At 69.7% G+C, this 18,466-nt stretch carries 18 protein-coding genes; 11 read left to right on the top strand and 7 right to left on the bottom strand.

The genetic code is table 11. From position 1 onward, the window contains the following. Positions 1-38 precede the first annotated feature (38 nt). The 7 genes from ACFYRU_RS13250 (at position 39) to ACFYRU_RS13220 (ending at position 5,647) form a co-directional block, all read left to right on the top strand. Complete coding sequence (locus ACFYRU_RS13250; RefSeq protein ID WP_387657124.1) at positions 39-1,340, top strand: J domain-containing protein; 1,302 nt, start codon at positions 39-41, stop codon at positions 1,338-1,340. Positions 1,341-1,344: 4 nt separating this feature from the next. Continuing rightward, complete coding sequence (gene lipB, locus ACFYRU_RS13245) at positions 1,345-1,974, top strand: lipoyl(octanoyl) transferase LipB (protein WP_387657121.1); 630 nt, start codon at positions 1,345-1,347, stop codon at positions 1,972-1,974. Between the two features lie 9 nt (positions 1,975-1,983). Next, positions 1,984-2,472, top strand: a complete 489-nt coding sequence (locus tag ACFYRU_RS13240; RefSeq protein WP_387657118.1) for a hypothetical protein — start codon at positions 1,984-1,986, stop codon at positions 2,470-2,472. Next, positions 2,465-3,163: a carbohydrate-binding family 9-like protein gene (locus tag ACFYRU_RS13235; RefSeq protein ID WP_387657116.1), complete on the top strand. Its 699-nt coding sequence runs from the start codon at positions 2,465-2,467 to the stop codon at positions 3,161-3,163. Before ACFYRU_RS13240 ends, ACFYRU_RS13235 begins: the two co-directional genes overlap by 8 nt. Positions 3,164-3,206: 43 nt before the next feature. Then, a complete protein-coding gene (locus ACFYRU_RS13230; protein WP_387657113.1) occupies positions 3,207-4,142 on the top strand; it encodes a tetratricopeptide repeat protein in 936 nt (311 codons plus the stop codon). Positions 4,143-4,256: 114 nt separating this feature from the next. After that, positions 4,257-5,015 (top strand): CoA transferase subunit A, encoded by a 759-nt coding sequence (locus tag ACFYRU_RS13225; protein ID WP_387657110.1) that lies wholly within the window; start codon positions 4,257-4,259, stop codon positions 5,013-5,015. A 2-nt stretch (positions 5,016-5,017) separates the two neighbouring features. Beyond that, positions 5,018-5,647 (top strand): CoA transferase subunit B, encoded by a 630-nt coding sequence (locus tag ACFYRU_RS13220; protein WP_387657108.1) that lies wholly within the window; start codon positions 5,018-5,020, stop codon positions 5,645-5,647. A 182-nt stretch (positions 5,648-5,829) separates the two neighbouring features. Here the strand turns inward: ACFYRU_RS13220 and ACFYRU_RS13215 are convergent, their stop codons facing one another. Further along, complete coding sequence (locus tag ACFYRU_RS13215; RefSeq protein ID WP_387657105.1) at positions 5,830-7,041, bottom strand: alpha/beta hydrolase family protein; 1,212 nt, start codon at positions 7,039-7,041, stop codon at positions 5,830-5,832. Between the two features lie 75 nt (positions 7,042-7,116). On the opposite strand from ACFYRU_RS13215, the gene ACFYRU_RS13210 reads away from it, so the two are divergent. After that, positions 7,117-8,019 carry a carbohydrate kinase family protein gene (locus ACFYRU_RS13210; protein WP_387657102.1) on the top strand — a complete coding sequence of 301 codons (903 nt, stop codon included), beginning with the start codon at positions 7,117-7,119 and terminating at the stop codon, positions 8,017-8,019. Here the strand turns inward: ACFYRU_RS13210 and ACFYRU_RS13205 are convergent, their stop codons facing one another. Continuing rightward, entirely contained in the window at positions 8,020-8,691 is a 672-nt protein-coding gene (locus tag ACFYRU_RS13205; protein ID WP_387657099.1) for an NUDIX domain-containing protein, read from the bottom strand. It abuts the gene before it with no gap. Positions 8,692-8,769: 78 nt separating this feature from the next. On the opposite strand from ACFYRU_RS13205, the gene ACFYRU_RS13200 reads away from it, so the two are divergent. Further along, on the top strand, positions 8,770-9,762 hold the full coding sequence (locus ACFYRU_RS13200) for an SPFH domain-containing protein (protein ID WP_387657097.1): 993 nt from the start codon (positions 8,770-8,772) through the stop codon (positions 9,760-9,762). Positions 9,763-9,838: 76 nt separating this feature from the next. Next, complete coding sequence (locus tag ACFYRU_RS13195) at positions 9,839-10,714, top strand: hypothetical protein (RefSeq protein WP_387657094.1); 876 nt, start codon at positions 9,839-9,841, stop codon at positions 10,712-10,714. Here the strand turns inward: ACFYRU_RS13195 and ACFYRU_RS13190 are convergent. Beyond that, positions 10,711-11,454, bottom strand: coding sequence for an SDR family oxidoreductase (locus ACFYRU_RS13190; RefSeq protein WP_387657091.1), 744 nt, complete (start codon positions 11,452-11,454; stop codon positions 10,711-10,713). The genes ACFYRU_RS13195 and ACFYRU_RS13190 overlap by 4 nt on opposite strands. Before the next feature lie 92 nt (positions 11,455-11,546). Between ACFYRU_RS13190 and ACFYRU_RS13185 the strand changes: the two genes are divergently transcribed. Continuing rightward, positions 11,547-12,356, top strand: a complete 810-nt coding sequence (locus ACFYRU_RS13185) for a helix-turn-helix domain-containing protein (protein WP_387657088.1) — start codon at positions 11,547-11,549, stop codon at positions 12,354-12,356. Here ACFYRU_RS13185 and ACFYRU_RS13180 read toward each other — a convergent pair. Genes ACFYRU_RS13180 through ACFYRU_RS13165 form a run of 4 tightly spaced genes read right to left on the bottom strand, consistent with a single transcriptional unit; the run spans position 12,332 to position 18,444 of the window. Then, on the bottom strand, positions 12,332-13,312 hold the full coding sequence (locus ACFYRU_RS13180; protein WP_387657086.1) for a hypothetical protein: 981 nt from the start codon (positions 13,310-13,312) through the stop codon (positions 12,332-12,334). The genes ACFYRU_RS13185 and ACFYRU_RS13180 overlap by 25 nt on opposite strands. Positions 13,313-13,369: 57 nt before the next feature. Further along, the gene (locus ACFYRU_RS13175; protein WP_387657083.1) at positions 13,370-14,521 is read right to left on the bottom strand and encodes a glycosyltransferase; all 1,152 of its coding nucleotides are present in this window, start codon (positions 14,519-14,521) and stop codon (positions 13,370-13,372) included. After that, a complete protein-coding gene (locus ACFYRU_RS13170) occupies positions 14,522-17,146 on the bottom strand; it encodes a glycosyltransferase family 4 protein (RefSeq protein ID WP_387657081.1) in 2,625 nt (874 codons plus the stop codon). Continuing rightward, on the bottom strand, positions 17,143-18,444 hold the full coding sequence (locus tag ACFYRU_RS13165) for a nucleotide sugar dehydrogenase (protein ID WP_387657078.1): 1,302 nt from the start codon (positions 18,442-18,444) through the stop codon (positions 17,143-17,145). The genes ACFYRU_RS13170 and ACFYRU_RS13165 overlap by 4 nt, the downstream gene beginning before the upstream one ends. Positions 18,445-18,466: the final 22 nt, after the last annotated feature.

The raw sequence follows: 18,466 nt of genomic DNA, 5'->3' as shown, positions 1-18,466 counted from the left end.
TGGCCCTCGATGCGTTTCGGATGTTCGGAGGTGCGGTGGTGAGCGGGGCCGATCACTACGAGGTGCTGAACGTCGAACGGACGGCGAGCGCCGCGGAGATCAAGTCGGCGTACCGCAAGCTCGCTCTCCAGGTGCACCCGGACCAGGGCGGCAACGCGGCGCTCTTCCGGCTCGTGCAGGAGGCGTGGAACACGCTCTCGGATCCGGCGAAGCGGGCCGCGTACGACCGCTCCCTCGACCGCTCCGCCGACCGCTCCGCCGACCGTCAGGCCCCAGCACCCCCGCCACCACCGCCGCCCGCCCCCGAGCCGCAGTGGACGTGGTCGACCGACCAGCCCTGGTCCACCGACCACTCCGGACCTGAAGAGCCTGTGGTGACCGAGCCGATCGGTCCGGTCCTGATCTACCCGACCTTCGGCCAGTGGCGGATCCCCGGCCTGGTGGCACTGCTCGTCTACACCGGGCTGATCGTCACGATCCTCGCCACCACCAGCTACCACGGCTTCTGGGACTATGCGTTCGCCGTCGCGACCGCCTCGATGCTCGTGGTCGCTCTCCCCCCGCACTGGAGCCGCCGGATCCCGCTGCACCGCCTGTTCAAGGGCATCGGCGTGCTGACCGCGGTCGGCTACCTGGTCGCGCTGTTCGTCGACCCGGACCTGAACGGGGCGGGCCGGGCGCTTGTCGTCTCGGTCGCCGCCGGCATGGTCGTCGTCCGTGTCTGCACCGGTCTCTGGTCGAAGAACCACGCGCTGGACGTCGCGATCGACCGGGACGCGTCGTTCGAGTTCAACGTCTGGGGCCGCCCGGGTGAGCCGCTCGTCAACGACGCACTGTCCGCGCCGATCTCGTCGTACGACGTCCTGCTCCAGCGGCGGACCGCGAACCTGCTCAGCCCGGTGCTGAACGCGCTCCCCGCCGCGAAGCTCATACACGGCGCGCAACTCGAGGCGATGGTCGTCGACCACCTGCTGCTGAACGGTCACCGGGCCGCGCTGATCCTGTCGCAGGTCGCCCCGCCCGGGACGTACACCGTGGACCCGTACGGCGGTCTGCAACTCGACGGGCAGCCCGTCAACAGCGCGGCGCCCGCGCTCGAGCTGGCCGTCGAGGCATGGCGTGGCCGGCTCCGACCGGTCGACGTACGCGGGTTCCTGATCCTGCACCCGGAGCCGGACGGCCGGATCTCGGCGCAGCCGCGCGCCGACGCCGCCGTCACCTGCCTGTCGGCGCGGTTCGCGGCCCGCGACCTGACCTCGTGGCTGGCGCCCGAAGGCGGCAAGGTCGACCGCAAGGTGCTGTACGACATCCTGCGCCGCGCACCGTACGGCCTACGCTGAAGACGTGCAGCGGGTTGAGCTGGGTGAGGTGGAGTACGAGGTCGCGGCGAAGGACATGCGCGGCTGGGTCGAGGAGCGGGTCGCGGGCAAGGCCGAAGACCGGCTGTTCCTGCTGAGTCATCCACCCGTCATCACGTACGGCCCGCGTACGGTGCTCGACGACCTGCCGGTCGAAGCGGCCGGGATCCCCACGGTGCCGGTCGACCGTGGCGGCTTCGCGACGTACCACGGCCCCGGCCAGCTGGTCGGGTACCTCGTCGTCGACCTGCACCAGCGCGGCCCCGTCGACATCGTCCGGTGGGTCGAGAACGGCCTGATCGACGCGCTCGGCTCGCTCGGCTTCCCGCTGGTCCGGCGGGACACGCCGAAGGGCGCGAGCAGCCTGGTCGGGGTGTGGACCGCCGACGGCCGGAAGCTGTGCTCGATCGGGATGCGGATCCGGCGCGGGGTGACCAGCCACGGGTTCTCGGTGAACGTCGCGCCGGACATGACCGTGTTTCACACGTTCACGAGCTGTGGGCTGCACGACGTGACGATGGTCTCCCTCGCCGAACTCGCGGCCGAGCAGGGCAAGCCCGCGCCGAGCGAAACCGAGGTGCGCGATGCCATCGCTAACTCCCTGGGAGCCCGATAACCTGCCGCAATGAGCCAGGAGGACGACGGCGACCGGATGCCGGACGATCTGGAAGCCGTGCTGGAGGCCGCCGACGACGAGGCCGAACAGGCCCGCCGGCCGGGGCGGTACGACGCCCCACCGTTGCCGCCGGCCCTGATTCTGGCCGTGGTCGGGCTGCTCTGCGGGTTCGCCACGATCGCCGGGGTCTGGCTGAGTGAACGCAGCTGCGAGCGGTTCCGGGACACCACGAACTGCGGGGCGCTCGGCCTCCCGCTGCTGGTGCTGATCGTGGTCGTCACGATGGTCCTCGGCGGGCTCGCGCTGAGCCGGCTGGCGATGCCGCACCCGCGGCTGATCCCGTTCCTCGGCGTCGCGTTCATGGTGGCGCTGGTGGTGGCGTTCCTGACCGGCCGCCTTGACTCACCGTGGATCCTGGCGGTCGTACCGGTGCTGACCGCCATCACCTTCCTGCTCGCCAACCTCGTCGCCCGACTGCTGGAGCGTGCCGATGCCTGACCTGCCCGTCTACGAGTGCCCGCGGACCACGTCGACCCCGAGTCTCGACGGCACCCTGACCGACCCGGCCTGGGCGGCCGCGCCGTGGACCACCGATTTCGTCCCGATCCACGACGGCCCGGCACCGCGGTTCCGGACGCGGGCGAAGCTGATGTACGACGACGAGTACCTGTACGTCGGCGGTGAGCTCGAGGAGCCGCACGTGTGGTCGACGATGACCGAGCACAACAGCAGGCTGTACTACGAGAACAACTTCGAGCTGTTCCTCGACCCGGACGGCGACGGCCAGAACTACTACGAGTTCGAGATCAACCCGCTCGGCACGATCTGGGAGCTGACGCTGCCGAAGCCGTACGTCGACGGCGGCGTCCCGATCGACCCGACGAACCTGCCCGGGCTGCGGACCGCGATCCACGTCGACGGCACCCTCAACGACCCGTCCGACACCGACACCGGCTGGACGGTCGAGCTCGCCGTCCCGTGGGCCGACCTGGCTGCGTACAACGAAGGACGTGCGACCCCGCCGAAGCCCGGCGACGAATGGCGGATGAACCTGATGCGCTGCGAGTACCCGCACGAGGTCGTCGACGGCGCGTACGTCAAGGGTGAAGAGATCGAGTTCTGGGTCTGGTCACCCCAAGGCATCGAAGACATGCACCGCCCGGCTACGTGGGGTGTGCTCCGTTTCTGACCCCGTGACACGGTGTTAACACGGGCGGGAGAGAATGAGGTACGTGAACTTGGGGGGCTCCGGCGAACCACACGGACTGGAGGCGGACCAGGTCGTCAGCGCGATCGAGCGCGCGTGTGAGAGCGACCTACGGACCGCCCTGCGGCTCGTTGCGCGCTACTCCGCGTACTGGTGGTCGAACGGGCTCCAGGACGAGGCTGCCGCAGCGGCCGAGCGTGTACTCAGCATGCTCGGCCGGACCGTCCCAGTCGGGCTCGACGAGGAGTACCTGCTCGCCGTGATCCACGGCGCCGCCTCCGCCGAGCAGGAGCAGCTGGAGCTGGCCCAGCAGATCGTCCTTACGACCACAGGCCCGTTCCGGTACTCCATAACCGTGCTGCTGTGGTCACTCGTCTTCGGACCCTTCGAGCCGGCCGCTGTGGTCGAAGAGGTGCTGGAGCGGAACGAGAGCGGTGACGCGTGGGCCCGGGCCGCTGTGGAGCTCTGCAGGGGATACCCGGGTCTGACCGTCCCTTCAGCGCCCGGTGAGGCCGCACAGTCGTTGCGTACGGCGCTGGGGCGGTTCCGGATGCTGGAGGACCGCTGGGGCATGTTCCTGGCGCTCAGCGGGCTCCGGCAGGTCGTAGACGAGCCCCTGGACGTGACGACCGAGGCCCTGGAGCTGGCTGAGCAGCTGTGCCTCGCAGAGGAAACCGCACTGCTGCTGTGTGACCGCGCTGACCTCTACAGAAGGCTGGGCAAGCTGGAGGATGCTCACGCGGACTACAGCCGGGCCCTGTCGATCGGAGAGAGCGCAGACCTCCCGGAGACGGTCGCAGCAGCCCGGATCGGCCTGGGACGTGCTGCGCGCGGCTCAGGCAACCTCCCGGCGGCACGGGCGCACCTCGCTGCCGTACTGACGATCCCTGAGCTGGACGACGCGCACTTCGAGGCCCTGCACGAACTGGCCGCCCTGAACGCGTCCGAGGCGTCGGCGTAGTACGCGACCACATATCGACGTGGCTCCGCCTGTGGCGCCGCCCACATCGCGAGACGGCGTGCGGCTGGTTAGAGTCGGAGCGAATCCGGACCGACACCTGCAACGGAGCAGCTGATGGACAAGACGTACGGGTCGCCGCGGGAAGCGGTGGCGGACATCGGCGACGGGGCCAGCCTCGCCGTCGGCGGTTTCGGGTTGTGCGGCAACCCGATGCAGCTGATCAGCGCGCTGCACGACAAGGGGGTGTCCGGGCTCAGCGTCGTGTCGAACAACTGCGGTGTCGACGACTGGGGACTCGGCATCCTGCTGGCCGACAAGCGGATCGCCAAGATGACCTCGTCGTACGTCGGGGAGAACAAGGAGTTCGCCCGGCAGTTCCTGTCCGGCGAGCTGGAGGTCGAGCTGACCCCGCAGGGCACGCTGGCCGAGAAGCTCCGCGCGGGCGGCTGCGGGATCGCGGCGTTCTACACGCTGGCCGGTGTTGGCACCCAGGTGGCCGACGGTGGGCTGCCGCAGAAGTACAACGCCGACGGGTCGGTCGCGAAGGCCTCCGCGGCGAAGGAAACCCGGGACATCAACGGCACGACGTACGTCCTGGAGGAGTCGATCACCACCGACTTCGGGCTGGTGCACGCGCTCAAGGGCGACACCCACGGGAACCTGGTCTTCGACCGGAGCGCCCGGAACTTCAACCCGCTGGCCGCGATGGCCGGCCGGGTGACGATCGCCCAGGTCGAGGAGCTGGTCCAGCCTGGTGAGCTGGACCCGGACTCGATCCACCTGCCGGGCGTCTACGTCCAACGTGTCGTTGCCGTCGGCAAGGACATCGAGAAGCGGATCGAGAAGCTGACCGTGCAGAAGCAGGGGGCCTGACCATGCCACTCACCCGTGAGCAGATGGCCGCCCGCGCCGCCGCCGAGCTCGAGGACGGCTCGTACGTGAACCTGGGCATCGGCCTGCCGACCCTGGTCCCGAACTACATCCCGGACGGCGTCACCGTGGTCCTGCAGTCCGAGAACGGGATCCTCGGCGTCGGGCCGTACCCGGTCGAGGGCGACGAGGACCCGGACCTGATCAACGCCGGCAAGGAGACCGTCACGACGTTGCCCGGGGCATCGTTCTTCGACTCGTCGCTGTCCTTCGGGATGATCCGCGGCGGCGCGATCGACGCCGCGATCCTGGGCGCAATGCAGGTGTCCGCGACCGGCGACCTGTCGAACTGGATGATCCCCGGCAAGATGGTCAAGGGGATGGGCGGCGCGATGGACCTGGTGCACGGCGCGAAGAAGGTGATCGTGCTGATGGAACACGTCGCGAAGGACGGCTCGCACAAGATCCTCGCCGAGTGCGACCTGCCGTACACCGGCCGCGGCGTGGTCAACCGCATCATCACCGACCTCGCGGTCCTCGACGTCACCCCCGACGGCCTGCAGCTGGTCGAACTCGCCGACGGCGTCACCTTCGACGACCTGCAGTCGAAGACCGGAGCACCGATCAAGCAGTAATCACCAGCGGCTCGGGCCGGAAGTCATCAGATCTGGGGACGTACCGGACCACGGGGTGCGGCGACGCTCGAACTCGACCGAGTTCGAGGAGGCCGCACACCATGGTGAACCACAGCTGGTCCGAGCCGCCGGTGCTGACCGACGGGCCGTACGCCGAGAGCAAGGAGTACTGCCTGAGCTCGTCAGCCTACGAATACCGTTTCCGGCATCGCCTGCCGCCAGAGGACGGGACGTGGACGCCCGCACAGGTGCTGGCCGAAGAACGCCGGAACGTACGTCCCAAGGGCACGCAGTACCTTGCCCGGATCCGCCGTGCCGATGGTGTTGTCGATCAGGTTCTGCGGGACGGTGAAGTGGCGCTGGAACCACGGGATCAGGGCCTGGTGGTCGATGAAGCTGTAGTGCCGGCCGTTCGGCAGGTTCAGGTCGCGTTTCCAGCCTGAGGAGTGGTCCCAGAACAGGCCCCAGGACGGGTCGGTGCGGTGGTCGTGCGGGCCCGGGCCGATCGCGCCGGAGCCCATCAGCAGGAACGGCCGGTCGGTGCCCTTCGCGACGGTCGGGCAGTCGGCGGGGTCGTCGTACCCGTAGCCGAGCTCGCCGTCGAGGTCGATCGCCGCGCGGACCCGCGGGTCGGAGACCAGCAGGTCGATCGAGCTGAGGCCGCCGGCGGAGTGGCCGTACGCGCCGATCCGGTCCAGGTCGAGGACGTCGGCGAGGCCCGCCGGGAGCCGGCGGCGTTCGGCGTCCGGGTTGTCGTGGCGGGCGAGCCGCTCGAGGCAGTCGAGGACGAAGCGGAGGTCGTCGTACCGGGTGTTGCGGGCGCGGAGGGCGTACGGGGCGGGTGGGAGGGTTTGCAGCTCGACGCGGTTCCCGGGGAACTGGACGGCGGCGGCCTCGTAGGTGTGGTCGACCGTGACGACGACGTACCCGTGGCTGGCGAGCTCGGCCACGCTGATCGAGGCGAGTCCGCGCGGTACGCCGAAGCCCGGCGAGAACAGCACGACGGGCCGCCTGCCGGGCAACGCCGGCGCCATCAGCCCCGCGTGACTCCGCGCACCTACCCAGTCGACCGTCCCGACCGGCTGCTGCAGCGCGGCGGCCGCACCCTCGGCGTACACCTCGGCAGTCAGCGGCGGCAGGTACGCCGCGGGCGCAGCGGCGCGCCGCGCCGGATACCAAACACTCACCATCAACTCCCGCGGCCGCCCACCCACAAACGGGTCCTCCCGCCCCCGATCCACCAGATGCAACTCCGCAGTCCCCACAACAAACGCCCCCGCAGGCCGAGGCAACCGAATCGGCACACCTGAAGTGGAGGCGGCGGCCTTGAGTGGTGACGCGACCGCAAGTGGAGTGAGGAGGGCTGTGGTCAGGAGTGATCTGCGGTTGAGCATGGACTGACTGTGCACGAACGTGGACTGTGCGTTCAGCTGGCGAAAGACACCTGTGATCCTTGGCGAAAGTCGGGTATGACGGGGACCGTGGAGTTGGACGTGGTGGTGGTCGGCGGAGTAGGCATCGACACGATCGTGCGGGTGCCGGGCCTGCCGTTGGCGGATGTGGACACGGTTCCGGTGGAGCCGATCGAGACGTACCTGGCGCACACCGGGCACGGGGTGGCACTCGGCTGCCACCTGCTCGGGCTGAACGCGGGACTGGTGGACGTGATCGGCGACGACCCGGAGGGCGCGCGGATCCGGCGGGAGTACGACGACCTCGGCATCCCGCTGCGCGTCGTCCTGCACCCGAGCGGTACCCGCAGATCGGTGAACCTGGTCGCCCCGGACGGCCGAAGGCTCTCGATGTACGACGGCCGGCACCCGGCCGGCCTACGCGTCGACCCGAACCTGTGGCGCCCGCTGATCCGCCGCGCCGAACACGTACACGTCTCGATCATGGACTTCGCCCGGGACGCCCTCGGCGACGCGATCGCCGCGGACCGGTCGATCTCCACCGACCTGCACGACTGGGACGGCCGCAACGACCACCACAAGGACTTCGCGACCGCGTCCGACATCGTGTTCGTCTCCAAGACCGCACTGCCCGACGACGGCGTCGAGTGGATCCTGGCCAACGGCCGCGCCGACGTGGTGATCGCGATGGCCGGCGCCGACGGCAGCTACCTGCACGTCCGCGGCGAGCAGCCGCGGCACTTCCCCGCCGTCAACCTCCCCGACCGCCCGATCGTCGACACGAACGGCGCCGGCGACGCGTACGTCGCCGCCTTCCTGGCCCGCTACCTCGACGGCGCCCCCTGGCCGGAAGCCGCCCAAGCAGCCACCATCGCCGCCTCCTGGGCCTGCACCACCCCCGGCACCCACACCAACCTGATCACCGCCGAAACCCTCGCCGTGCTCAGCCGCGCACTCTGATCAGGCTCGGGTCATCGGGGGGTGGAGGGTGGTGGCTGTGCCGCGGTGGAATAGTTGGGCGGGGCGGCCGCCGTCTCGGGTTGTGGTGGTGCCTAGGGGGGCGACGAAGCCGGGGGTTTTGGTGACCTTGCGGTGGAAGTTGCGGGGGTCGAGCGGCGTGCCCCAGACGGCTTCGTAGACGCCGCGTAGTTCGGAGATGGTGAACTCCGGCGGGCAGAACGCGGTCGCCAGCGGTGAGTACTCCAGCTTCGCGCGGGCCCGTTCGACGCCGTCGGCGAGGATCCGGTCGTGGTCGAACGCGAGCCGGCCGGCCTCCCGTACGTCGATCCAACTCGCGGAGGCGGCGTCCGAGCCCGCGACCGGCGCCGGCAGATCGGGGACCAGGGCCAGATACGCCACGCTGACGACCCGGCCGCGCGGGTCGCGGTCGGGAGCGCCGTAGGTCGCGACCTGTTCGAGATGGATGCGCTCGGTCGGCAGACCGGTCTCCTCCGCGAGCTCGCGGCGCGCCGTCGTCTCCAGGTCCTCGTCCGGGCGGACGAATCCGCCCGGCAGCGCCCACCGGCCCTCGTACGGCGGGATGCCGCGGCGGATCAGCAACACCTGGAGGCGGCCGTCGCGGACGGTCAGGATGACCAGGTCGGCGGCCAGGCCGAGCGGCACGAAGTCCATACCCGGCATTCTAATCGTCACCTTGACGAGAAGTCACCTCGACCCTTATCGTCATAGTGACGACAAGGAGAGCAAGAGATGGCAGACATCACCCGGTTCCGCTTCATCAGCCACCTGCGGGCCAACCCGACCACCCACGTCCGGCACCTGCGCAACGGCAAGGTCGCGCACGACGGCGCCGGCCAGGCGTTCTGGTTCCGGGCACTGAACTCGTCGCTGAGCGAGATCCCGGTCGACGACCGCGAGCAGCCGCTGCTGTTCCACGGGCGGACCCAGGACTTCCAGGACGTCGTCGTCCAGGCGACGGTCACGTACCGCGTGACCGACCCGGCGCTGGCGGCGAGCCGGCTCGACTTCGGCATCGACCCGGACAGCGGGCTGTGGCGGTCCACGCCGCTCGAGCAGCTCGGCGGTCTGCTCACCGAGCTCGCCCAGCAGACCGCGCTCGACCTGCTCGCCCGGATGACGCTGACCGAGGCGCTGTCGGAGGGCATGACCGCGCTCCGTACGACGGTCGGCACCGGGCTGCGCGAGGACCAGCGGCTGACCGGGCTCGGAATCGGCGTCGAGGACGTCCGCGTGGTCGCCGTACGAGCAGAACGCGACGTGGAGAAGGCACTGCAGACTCCTACCCGCGAGATGGTGCAGCAGGCGGCCGACAAGGCGACGTACGAACGGCGTGCGCTCGCGGTCGAGCGGGAACGGTCGATCGCGGAGAACGAACTACAGAACCAGATCGAGCTCGCCCGCCGCGAGGAGCAACTAGTCAACCAGCGCGGTCAGAACGAGCGCACCCGCGCGACCGAGGCCGCGGCGGCCGGCCAGATCGAGACACAAGCCGCGGCCGGCCGGCAGCGCGCACTGGCCGAGGCGGAAGCCGACGCCAAGCGCGTGATCGGCGCGGCGGAGGCTGCGGCCGAGAAGGCATTGCTCGACGCGTACGCCGAACTCGACCAGGGCACGATCCTCGCGATGGCGATCAAGCAGGGCGCACTGCCGGAGATCGGCACGCTGAACCTGACTCCGGATCTGATCACCCCGCTGCTCACCAAGCTGGCCGAGTCCCAGTGAACGAGCGAAGCGAGTTCACCATCAAGCACAGCGCCCTCCGTGCCTCGTCCGCGCCCGGAGCGAAGCGAGGACGCGGATGAGCCTTCCACCGAGGGCCGTCGTCGTGCACCGGGCGACCGAGCTGACCGAGCTCGTCGCCCGGCACGGGACGCGACAGCAGGCCGGGTTCTTCCTCGCCGGGCGCGGGCGGGACCTGGCCGAGCTGGACGCCCGGCACCAGGCGCAGCAGGACGCGTTGGCGACGGTGTCCGCCGCGATTCCACTGGACTGGCGACGTGCGGTTGCCGAGCGCAACGACCTCGACCGGTTCGGGTTCGGGCCGGAGGACGTGGTGATCGCGGTCGGGCAGGACGGGCTGGTCGCGAACGTGGCGAAGTACCTGGACGGTCAACCCGTGATCGGGATCAACCCGGAGCCGGCCCGGAACCCCGGTGTCCTCGTACCGCACGAACCTGCTGCTATTACCGAACTCTTGGCGTCCCAGCAGATCGCCGAACGTACGATGGTTGCCGCGAGCACCGATGACGGGCAGCAGCTGCTGGCGTTGAACGAGGTGTACGTCGGCCACCGTACGCACCAGTCCGCCCGCTACCGATTGTCCTCGCCGGACGGACTACCCGAACGGCAGTCGTCGTCCGGCATCCTGGTCGGTACCGGTACCGGCGCGACCGGTTGGTGCCGGTCCGCCTGGCAGGAGCGGCGCAGTCCGTTGGCGCTACCAACGCCAACGGATCCGGTCCTCTGCTGGTTCGTCCGCGAGGCCTGGCCGTCGCCGGCGACCGGTACGGACCAGACCGAAGGGTTGCTCAAGGCACCGGACTCGCTGACGATCACAGCCGAGGCCGACCTGGTCGTCTTCGGCGACGGAATGGAGTCCGACACGTTGAGCATCAGCTGGGGTCAGCGGGTCTCGGTCACCGTCGCGGACGTGAGGTTGCACCTCGTCGTCTAGATCTCCTTCGACGGCTGGATGATCAGGTGCGGGAGGTTGACGTCGCGGGGGCGGGACACGACGTACGAGATCAGGTCGGCCACCTCGGTCACCGGGACCGCGGGGAGGGTGGCGCGGAGGTCGTCGACCATCGCCTGGAGTTCGGGTGGGAAGGTGTCGGCGAGTTCGGTGGCGTCGATCATGCCGGGCTCGAGGTCGGTGACGCGGAGGCCTTCGGGGGCCAGCTCGGCGCGGAGCGTGCGGGTCAGGTGGCTGACGGCGGCCTTCGAGGCGCCGTACACCGCCATCCCGGGGTTGATGCGTTCGCCGGCGAGGGACGACACGTTGATCAGGTCCGTCGTACGGGTCGCGGCCGCGCGCTTCAGCGCGGGCAGGAACGCGTGGGCGACGTTGATGACGCCGGTCAGGTTCACGTCGACGGTACGGCGCCAGTCGTCGAGCGGGCCGTCGGCGAACGGTACGACCCGCATCAGGCCGGCGTTGTTCACCAGCAGGTCGACGTCGCCATACTCCTGCTGTACAAGGGCTGCCGCCGCGGCGACGGACTCCGGCGAGGAGACATCGGCCGGTACGACGAGGGCCGTACCGCCGGACTCGGCGATCTGCGCGGCGACCTTCTCCAGGCGGTCGCGGCGCCGGGCGAGCAACGCGACGGACGCACCGTCGGCGGCGAGGCGGGTGGCGACGGCGGCTCCGATACCGCTGGCGGCGCCGGTGACGAGGGCGATTCGGTTGGTCATGGCTCCAGGCTGTCGGCGGCCGGGTAGGCGCGGAAGATCCGCTGCGACCATAGGTCCGGCAGTCCTACCCAGCGACTTGGGATACTGGGCGGGTGAGCGCGCTCGGAGAGTTCCTGCAGAGTCGGCGGTCGAAGGTACGGCCCGACGAGGTCGGGTTGCAGCCTGGACGGGACCGTCGCGTCAGCGGGTTGCGCCGCGAGGAGGTCGCGCTGCTGGCGAACGTGAGCGTCGACTACTACGTCCGGCTGGAGCAGGGTCGCGCGGGGAATCCGTCGACCGCCGTACTCGCAGCGGTCGCGGACGCGCTCCGGCTGAACCAGACCGAGCGGGATCACCTGCGGCAGTTGGCCTGCTCGGCGCCGCCCGCAGTACCGCCGAAGACCGCCGTACGGCCGCAACTCCGCGCGATGATCGAAGCGATGCACGACCTGCCGGCGATCGTGGTCGACCGCCTGAGCAACGTGCTGGCCTGGAACGCCGCCGCACTGGAGGTCGTGGCCGCCTTCGAGGACGGTGCCGAGCGCAACCTGGCCCGCCAGTACTTCCTGGATCCGAGCGCCCGCGAGTACTACGCCGACTGGCAAACGGTCGCGCAGGACGCCGTCGCACTACTCCGGCGGGCATCGGCCGAGTACGCCGACGACACCGAGCTGACCGCGCTCGTGGCCGAGCTCCGAGCCGCCAGCCCGGACTTCGACCGGTTCTGGACGTCCAACGACGTCCAGAACCGATCCCACTGCCCCAAAGTCCTCAACCACCCAACCGCAGGCCAACTGACCTTCACCCTCGAGTCCCTACAGCTCCCGGGCGACGACGGCCAGCACGTCATCACCTACACGCCGGCAGACCCGGCCACCGCGGCGTGGCTGAGCCGAAGTCACTCGCCGTTTGCGGTGTCGTAGACGGGGATTGTTACCCAGCGGAAGCTGACCGGGTCGTTGAAGTTGGACTTGACCTCGCCGCGGGACTGGATGACTGTGGACAGGCCGTTCGCGTGGCCGACGGCGTACAGGTAGGCCTTCTGGGTGTCCTTGTCGACGGCGAGCAGCAGGCTGCCGTAGTTGCCGCAGCCCATCGCGGACAGGGTCTCGAAGCCCTGCCACGACCGCGTCCGGACCTGCTTCACGACCGGCTTCATCGGGGACGCCGACGGGATGCGGATCGTGTACAGAGCCCCGCCGCGGGTGTTCGCGAGGAACGTGTCGTACGTCGGCGTCTTGGCGATCAGCGTCATCGTCTTCACGGCCGAGAAGCCCTTGTACGAGCCGGTGGCCTGCCACCCCTTCGACCCCATGTTCCAGCGGAACAGCACACCGTCGTTGCGCAGCGCGTACGACGTCGACCGGTAGAACTTCTTCGGCGCGTTGTCCGGGCTCTCGTACTCCGAAGTCTCCAGGAACGTGAAGCTCCCCCAGCCGCCGCCGACGCGGGACAGCGACCGGTTGTCGATCGTGCCGTCGCCGTACACCTGGTAGTAGCTGTAGTAGAGCGAGTCGCCGATCACGACGTACCCGTAGCGGTCGGTGCCGGAGATGTCCGGCTCGATCGTCTGGCGTGCGCTCAGCCGGATCTGTCCGGGCTTGAAGACACCGGCGTCGGTCCAGTCGTCCGGCACCGTCGGCGGTGTGGTGGCCGTCGGGTCGGAGAAGTGGTGGCCGCCGCTCGCGGTCACCCCGCCCTGCCAGACGAAGCAGGCGTTGGCCTGTGCGGCGGTGATCTTCCGGTTCGTACCGGGCACCGTGGCGCCCGGCTTGGTCGGGTCCGGTTTGGCGGCCGCCTGTGCGTGCGCGGCGGCCGGCAGCAGAGCGGTCAGCGCGAGTACGGCACTTCCGGTCAGGGCAGTCAGTCGTCGGTTCATGTCGTCGCCCCCTTTCACGCTCCTTGATACCGGGCGGCGACAGAAAGTTGCGGACGATCAGAGATCCGCGTAAGCAGCCACCAGAGTGGCGGCGTCGTGCTCCCAGTTCAGTTCGGTGGCGGCTTTGCGGATGCCTTCGGTGTATGTCGGGTAGTCGTCGATCACCGAGCGGACCGCTGCCGTGAGGGAGGCCGGGTTGCCTGGTTCGTACAGGCCGCCGAGTTTGTAGCGGGTCACGACCGCGCGCAGTTCGGGCAGGTCCGCGGCGACGACCGGGACGCCCGCGCGGACGGCGTGGAAGAGTTTGTTGGGGAGGGCGAGGCGGTGGTTCTCGCACGTGTTCGTCAACGTCACCAGCGAGATCCCGTACGCGCGAAGCGTGTCGTCGACCTCGTCGATCGAGCGTTCGGGCACGGTTTCGACCGGCCCGAGGTCCAAGCGGTAGTTGGGATCCACCGACCCCATCAGCACCGTACGGAACGGCGCGAGCTGACGTGCCGCCTCGACAACGGTCGGCAGGTCCCGCCCGGCGCCGACGCGACCCGCGTACAGCAAGCCCTCAGGACGAGCAGGGGCGGGCGGTACGTCGTCCGCACGCGGGAACGTGTTCCGTACGACCCGCACATCCGCCAACCCGCGTGACCGCAACCGCGCAGCGATCCCGTCCGACACCGTGAACACCACGCGCGCCTGCGACGCCAGCGAGACCTCGTAGCGCCTACCGCGAGCACGCCACAACGGCGTAGGACGACCTGGCAGCGCCCGGTCGAACCACAGCTCGTGGCTGTCGTACACCAGCGCCGCCGACCACTTGGCGGCGTACTCCGCGGCAAGCTCCAGCGTGTTGAAGTCGTGCGCATGCACCACGTCGACAGGCCCGGCCGCAGCGACTCGAGGAGCCGCAGCGATCCGCCACTGCTTCTCGGTGCGTGAGCGATGCTCCGGCAGCAACAGCCACCGGCCGAACCGCTTGGCAAGCACCTTCGGACCGGTATGACCGTGCCCGACGGTCAGCCCGCCGTTCCCGGACCGGAGCCCGGAAGAGCGGGAGACGGACTCCACCGTGACGCCCGGCCCGACCTCGAACCCGTCCGGTACGTCCCGGCCGATCACATGCAACGTGTGACCGGCCGCGGCGAGCGCCGTCGCCTCCCGCAGGATCCGCGAGTCCCCGGCGATCGGGGACTGCGCGATCATCAGAATCCGCACTTACTCGCTCTCGTCCTCGTACGTCAGCTCGTTGTTGACGAACGGCAGCAACTCCGCGACCGACTTCCGCCCGTCGTGCAGGTCGCGGACGTACGACGGCCCCGCGTCGGCGATCTTGCGGGCCGTGTCGCGCTCCGCGACCAGCCGTTCGATCACCTCCGCCAGGTTGTCCGGCGTCGCCTCGGCGATCGGCAGTTCGGCCGGCAGCAGGTCCCGGACCGGGTCGGCGATGTGCCCGACCGTGACGCGGCCGGCCGCCATCGCCTCGCACGCGAACACGCCGTACGAGCCGAGCAGGAACTGGTCGACCACGATGTCGGCGCTCTTCACCATCTCGGCGAGCTCGGCATGCGGCAGACCCTGGACCCGGTTGTACTTGATCAGCCCGCGCGCATCCAGGTCGGTCAGCACCGGGTCGACGTACGCCGAACCCTTCAGCGCCGAGGCCGACGGTGCGTGCAGCACCACCGGGACCTCACGCTCGAGCACCGGCTGGGTGGACGCGAACTCCTCGACGTCGACGGCCAGCGGCAACCAGATGCCGTTGTCGACGAACTCGAGCAGGTCGGGCGTGGTCACGAAGACCGGCCCGCGGTAGCCCTCGAGGTGCTGGCGCATCAGGTTGTTCGCGGCCTGCAGACGCTTGGTCAGCTCGTCTTCCGGGTTCCGGAACGGCGAGTACTTGTACTGCGCCCGGTGCTGCGCGGGATCGCGGATCTCGGACCCGTGGAACACCAGCCCGTGCCGGATCCCGGCCGCGTCCAGCATCGGTACGTCGGTCGTCCACATCTGCCCGCGCTGCTGACCGAACATCGGCCGGCCCGCCTCGAACAGCACGTGGGTGACCTCGCGCAACGCGTACGCCGTCAGCTCCAGCTGCCAGCGCAGGTCCGACCGGTACTGCCGGTACGTACCCGTCCGGTGCACGCGGAAGTCGAACGCACCGCTGCCCGTCGTCAGCGACTCCGCCTTGAGGTCAGGTACCTCCCGCTCGAGCGCGGTCGCCCACAGCCAGCCCTGGCCGGCGGTGTTCACCGGTCCGACCAGCAGGTGCCGCCCGGTCTTCTTGATCTTGCCGCCCGGCCGCGTGACCTCGAGCTCGCGCTCGGTCAGCTCGCCGTACACCGCACGCAGCTTGACCTTCTGCCCGGCCCACGACACCTCTTGCTGGTACGCCGGATCGGCGACCCGCTCGCGGTAGGTGTCCAGGTCACCGAGGACCGTACGGACCTTCGCCGCCAGCCCGTGCGCGTCCGCCGCGGTGAAGACCTCGCCGATCTTGGTGCGGTCGACGAACTCCTTCATGCTCGGCATGTCGCTGACCACTACCGGCAGCCCGGCGAACGCGTACTCGAACAGCTTGTTCGGCAGCGCCATCTCGTGGCTCGGGTAGCGCAGGATCGGGATCAGCCCGACGTCGGCGGTGCGCAGGAACGCGACCACCTCGTCCGGCTTCACCGGGTCCAGGCAGTGCAGCCGGTCCTGCACCTCCAGCTGCACGGCCTGCGCCTGCAGCTCGCGGACCGCGTCGGTCGCGACACCGGGCACGCACACGACGGCCAGGTGCACGTCCGGCAGGTCCACCAGTGCCTGTACGGCGGTGTGGATGCCACGGGCCCGCGTGACGCCACCGCTGTACACGACCAGCGGTACGTCGGAGGCCAGGCCGAGCTGGCTGCGAATGTCGGACACCTCGACCGACACGTCAGCAGGGTTCGGCGTGTTCATCACCACGATCGGCTCGTGGTCGAGCTTGTGCTCCGCACGCAGCCGGGTCGCGATCGCCGGGCTGACGGTGATCACCCGGTCCGCGTCACCGATGTACTCGGCCTCGTGGTTGGCCCAGGCCGCGATCGAACGCCGGGTGCGTGCGCCGTACTGCGAGAGGCCGGCGACGTACTCGTGCGCGTCGTACACGACCTTCAGGTCCCGGCCGCGCAGCTTCGCCCGGCCGGCCGCGCGGGTCGCGACGCCGATCACGTGCATGTCGTGCGCGTGCACGACGTCCGGCTCGAGCCGGTCGATCAGGTCGCCGAACGCGATCTCCAGGTCCAGCGCCTCCGGGTGCAGCTTGCGCCACGGAGCCGGCCACGGCATCCGGTGCAGGACACCGTCGTACGCGCGCCAGCTGAACTTGAACGGCGCGTCGGCCTTGTTGCCGACACCCTTGCGCACCCAGGCGGCCCGTTCGGCCGCCTTCCAGCGCGCCCTCCGGAGCAGCCGGGTGGCCACGCCGGCCTTGAACTTGAGCGGATTTCCCTGGCCCGCCTTGGCCCGTGCGATCGCGTGCCCGGAGTCGGCCTTGAGCTCCTTGAGCTCGGCCGCGATCCGCTGGCTCCGCGCCACATAGGTCGAGCGGTACCGATAGCCCACCATCGGCGGCCGCCAGTCGCGACGCGCCTTGCGGCTTCGTTTCCGTTCCTCACGCAGTGCGAAGGGCACCGCCACCCGGACGATCAACGCACCGTCGAGCATCTCTCTCGACGGGAGGCCGCTGGCCGAGACGCCGAGCACAGTTACCTCTGCTCCGGTCTCGGCCAGTGCTGCGGCCTCTTTGCGGACCCGGCTGTCGTTGGTGACGTCGTTGGCGACCATCATCACGACCCGCAGGTCGGCATGTGTCACTGGCTGACCGACCTTCCGATCACGATGCGCCGGACACCCGCCCACTTGGCAGCGTCGGTCCGGTCACGACCGTCGACGAGCACCTGGACACCCGGCAGGTCCGCCGGGCCGAGCTGCGCGTACTCCGCGTGGTCGGCCTGCAGCACGGCCGCGTCCACCGGCGAGCCCAGCGTGTACGGCGTGAAGCCGAGCCCCTGGAGCTCCTCGTCGGTGTACATCGGGTCGTGCACGAAGACCTCGGCGCCGCGCGCCTTCAGCGCCTCGACGGCCGGGAACACGCCGGAGAACGCCGTCTCCTTCACGCCACCACGGTACGACGCACCGAGCACGACGACCTTGGCGCCCTTGAGCTCACCGAACGCGCCCTCGAGCAGGCCGATGGTGTAGTCCGGCATGCCGGCGTTCGCCTCACGGGCAGCCCGGACGACGGTCGCGTCGGGGTCGGTGTACAGGTACAGCCGCGGGTACACCGGGATGCAGTGCCCGCCGACGGCGATCCCCGGCCGGTGGATGTGGCTGTACGGCTGCGAGTTCGACGCCTCGATGACGGCGTGCACGTCGATGCCGTTCTGGCCGGCGAACCGGGCGAACTGGTTCGCCAGGCCGATGTTCACGTCCCGGTAGGTCGTCTCCGCCAGCTTGGCCAGCTCCGCGGCCTCGGCCGAACCCAGGTCCCAGACGCCGTTCGCGCGGTCCAGGTCCGGACGCTCGTCGAAGTCCAGCACGGCCTCGTAGAACGCGGTGGCGCGCTTCGCGCCCTCCTCGGACAGGCCGCCGACCAGCTTCGGGTACTTGCGCAGGTCCGCGAAGACGCGGCCGGTCAGCACCCGCTCCGGCGAGAACACCAGGTGGAAGTCGGTGCCCTCGGTGAGGCCGGAGATCTCCTCGATCATCGGCTTCCACCGGTTCCGGGTGGTGCCGACCGGGAGGGTGGTCTCGTAGCTGACCAGGGTGCCCGGGGTGAGGTGCTGGGCCAGCGAACGGGTCGCGTTCTCCATCCAGCCGAACTCGGGCTGACCGGTCTGCTCGTCCACGAACAGCGGCACGACCACGACGACCGCGTCGCTGTTCGGGATCGCGTCCGCGTAGTCCGTGGTCGCCCGCAGGCGGCCGTCGGCCACGGTCTCGGCGAGCAGTTCCTGCAGATGGGCCTCGCCCGGGAACGGCTCCTGGCCGGCGTTCACCAGCTCGACGAACTTCTCGTTGATGTCGACGCCGACGACCTGATGGCCCTTGGCGGCGAACTGGACCGCCAACGGCAGTCCGATCTTGCCTAAGGCAACAACACTGACACGCACAGCAACTCCACTAGGTTGTGAT

Source organism: Kribbella sp. NPDC004536, assembly GCF_042873835.1.
In the GTDB taxonomy this organism is placed as follows: domain Bacteria; phylum Actinomycetota; class Actinomycetes; order Propionibacteriales; family Kribbellaceae; genus Kribbella.
Note: the sequence above shows the minus strand (reverse complement) of the source record. Positions and strands in the feature narration are given on the sequence as shown.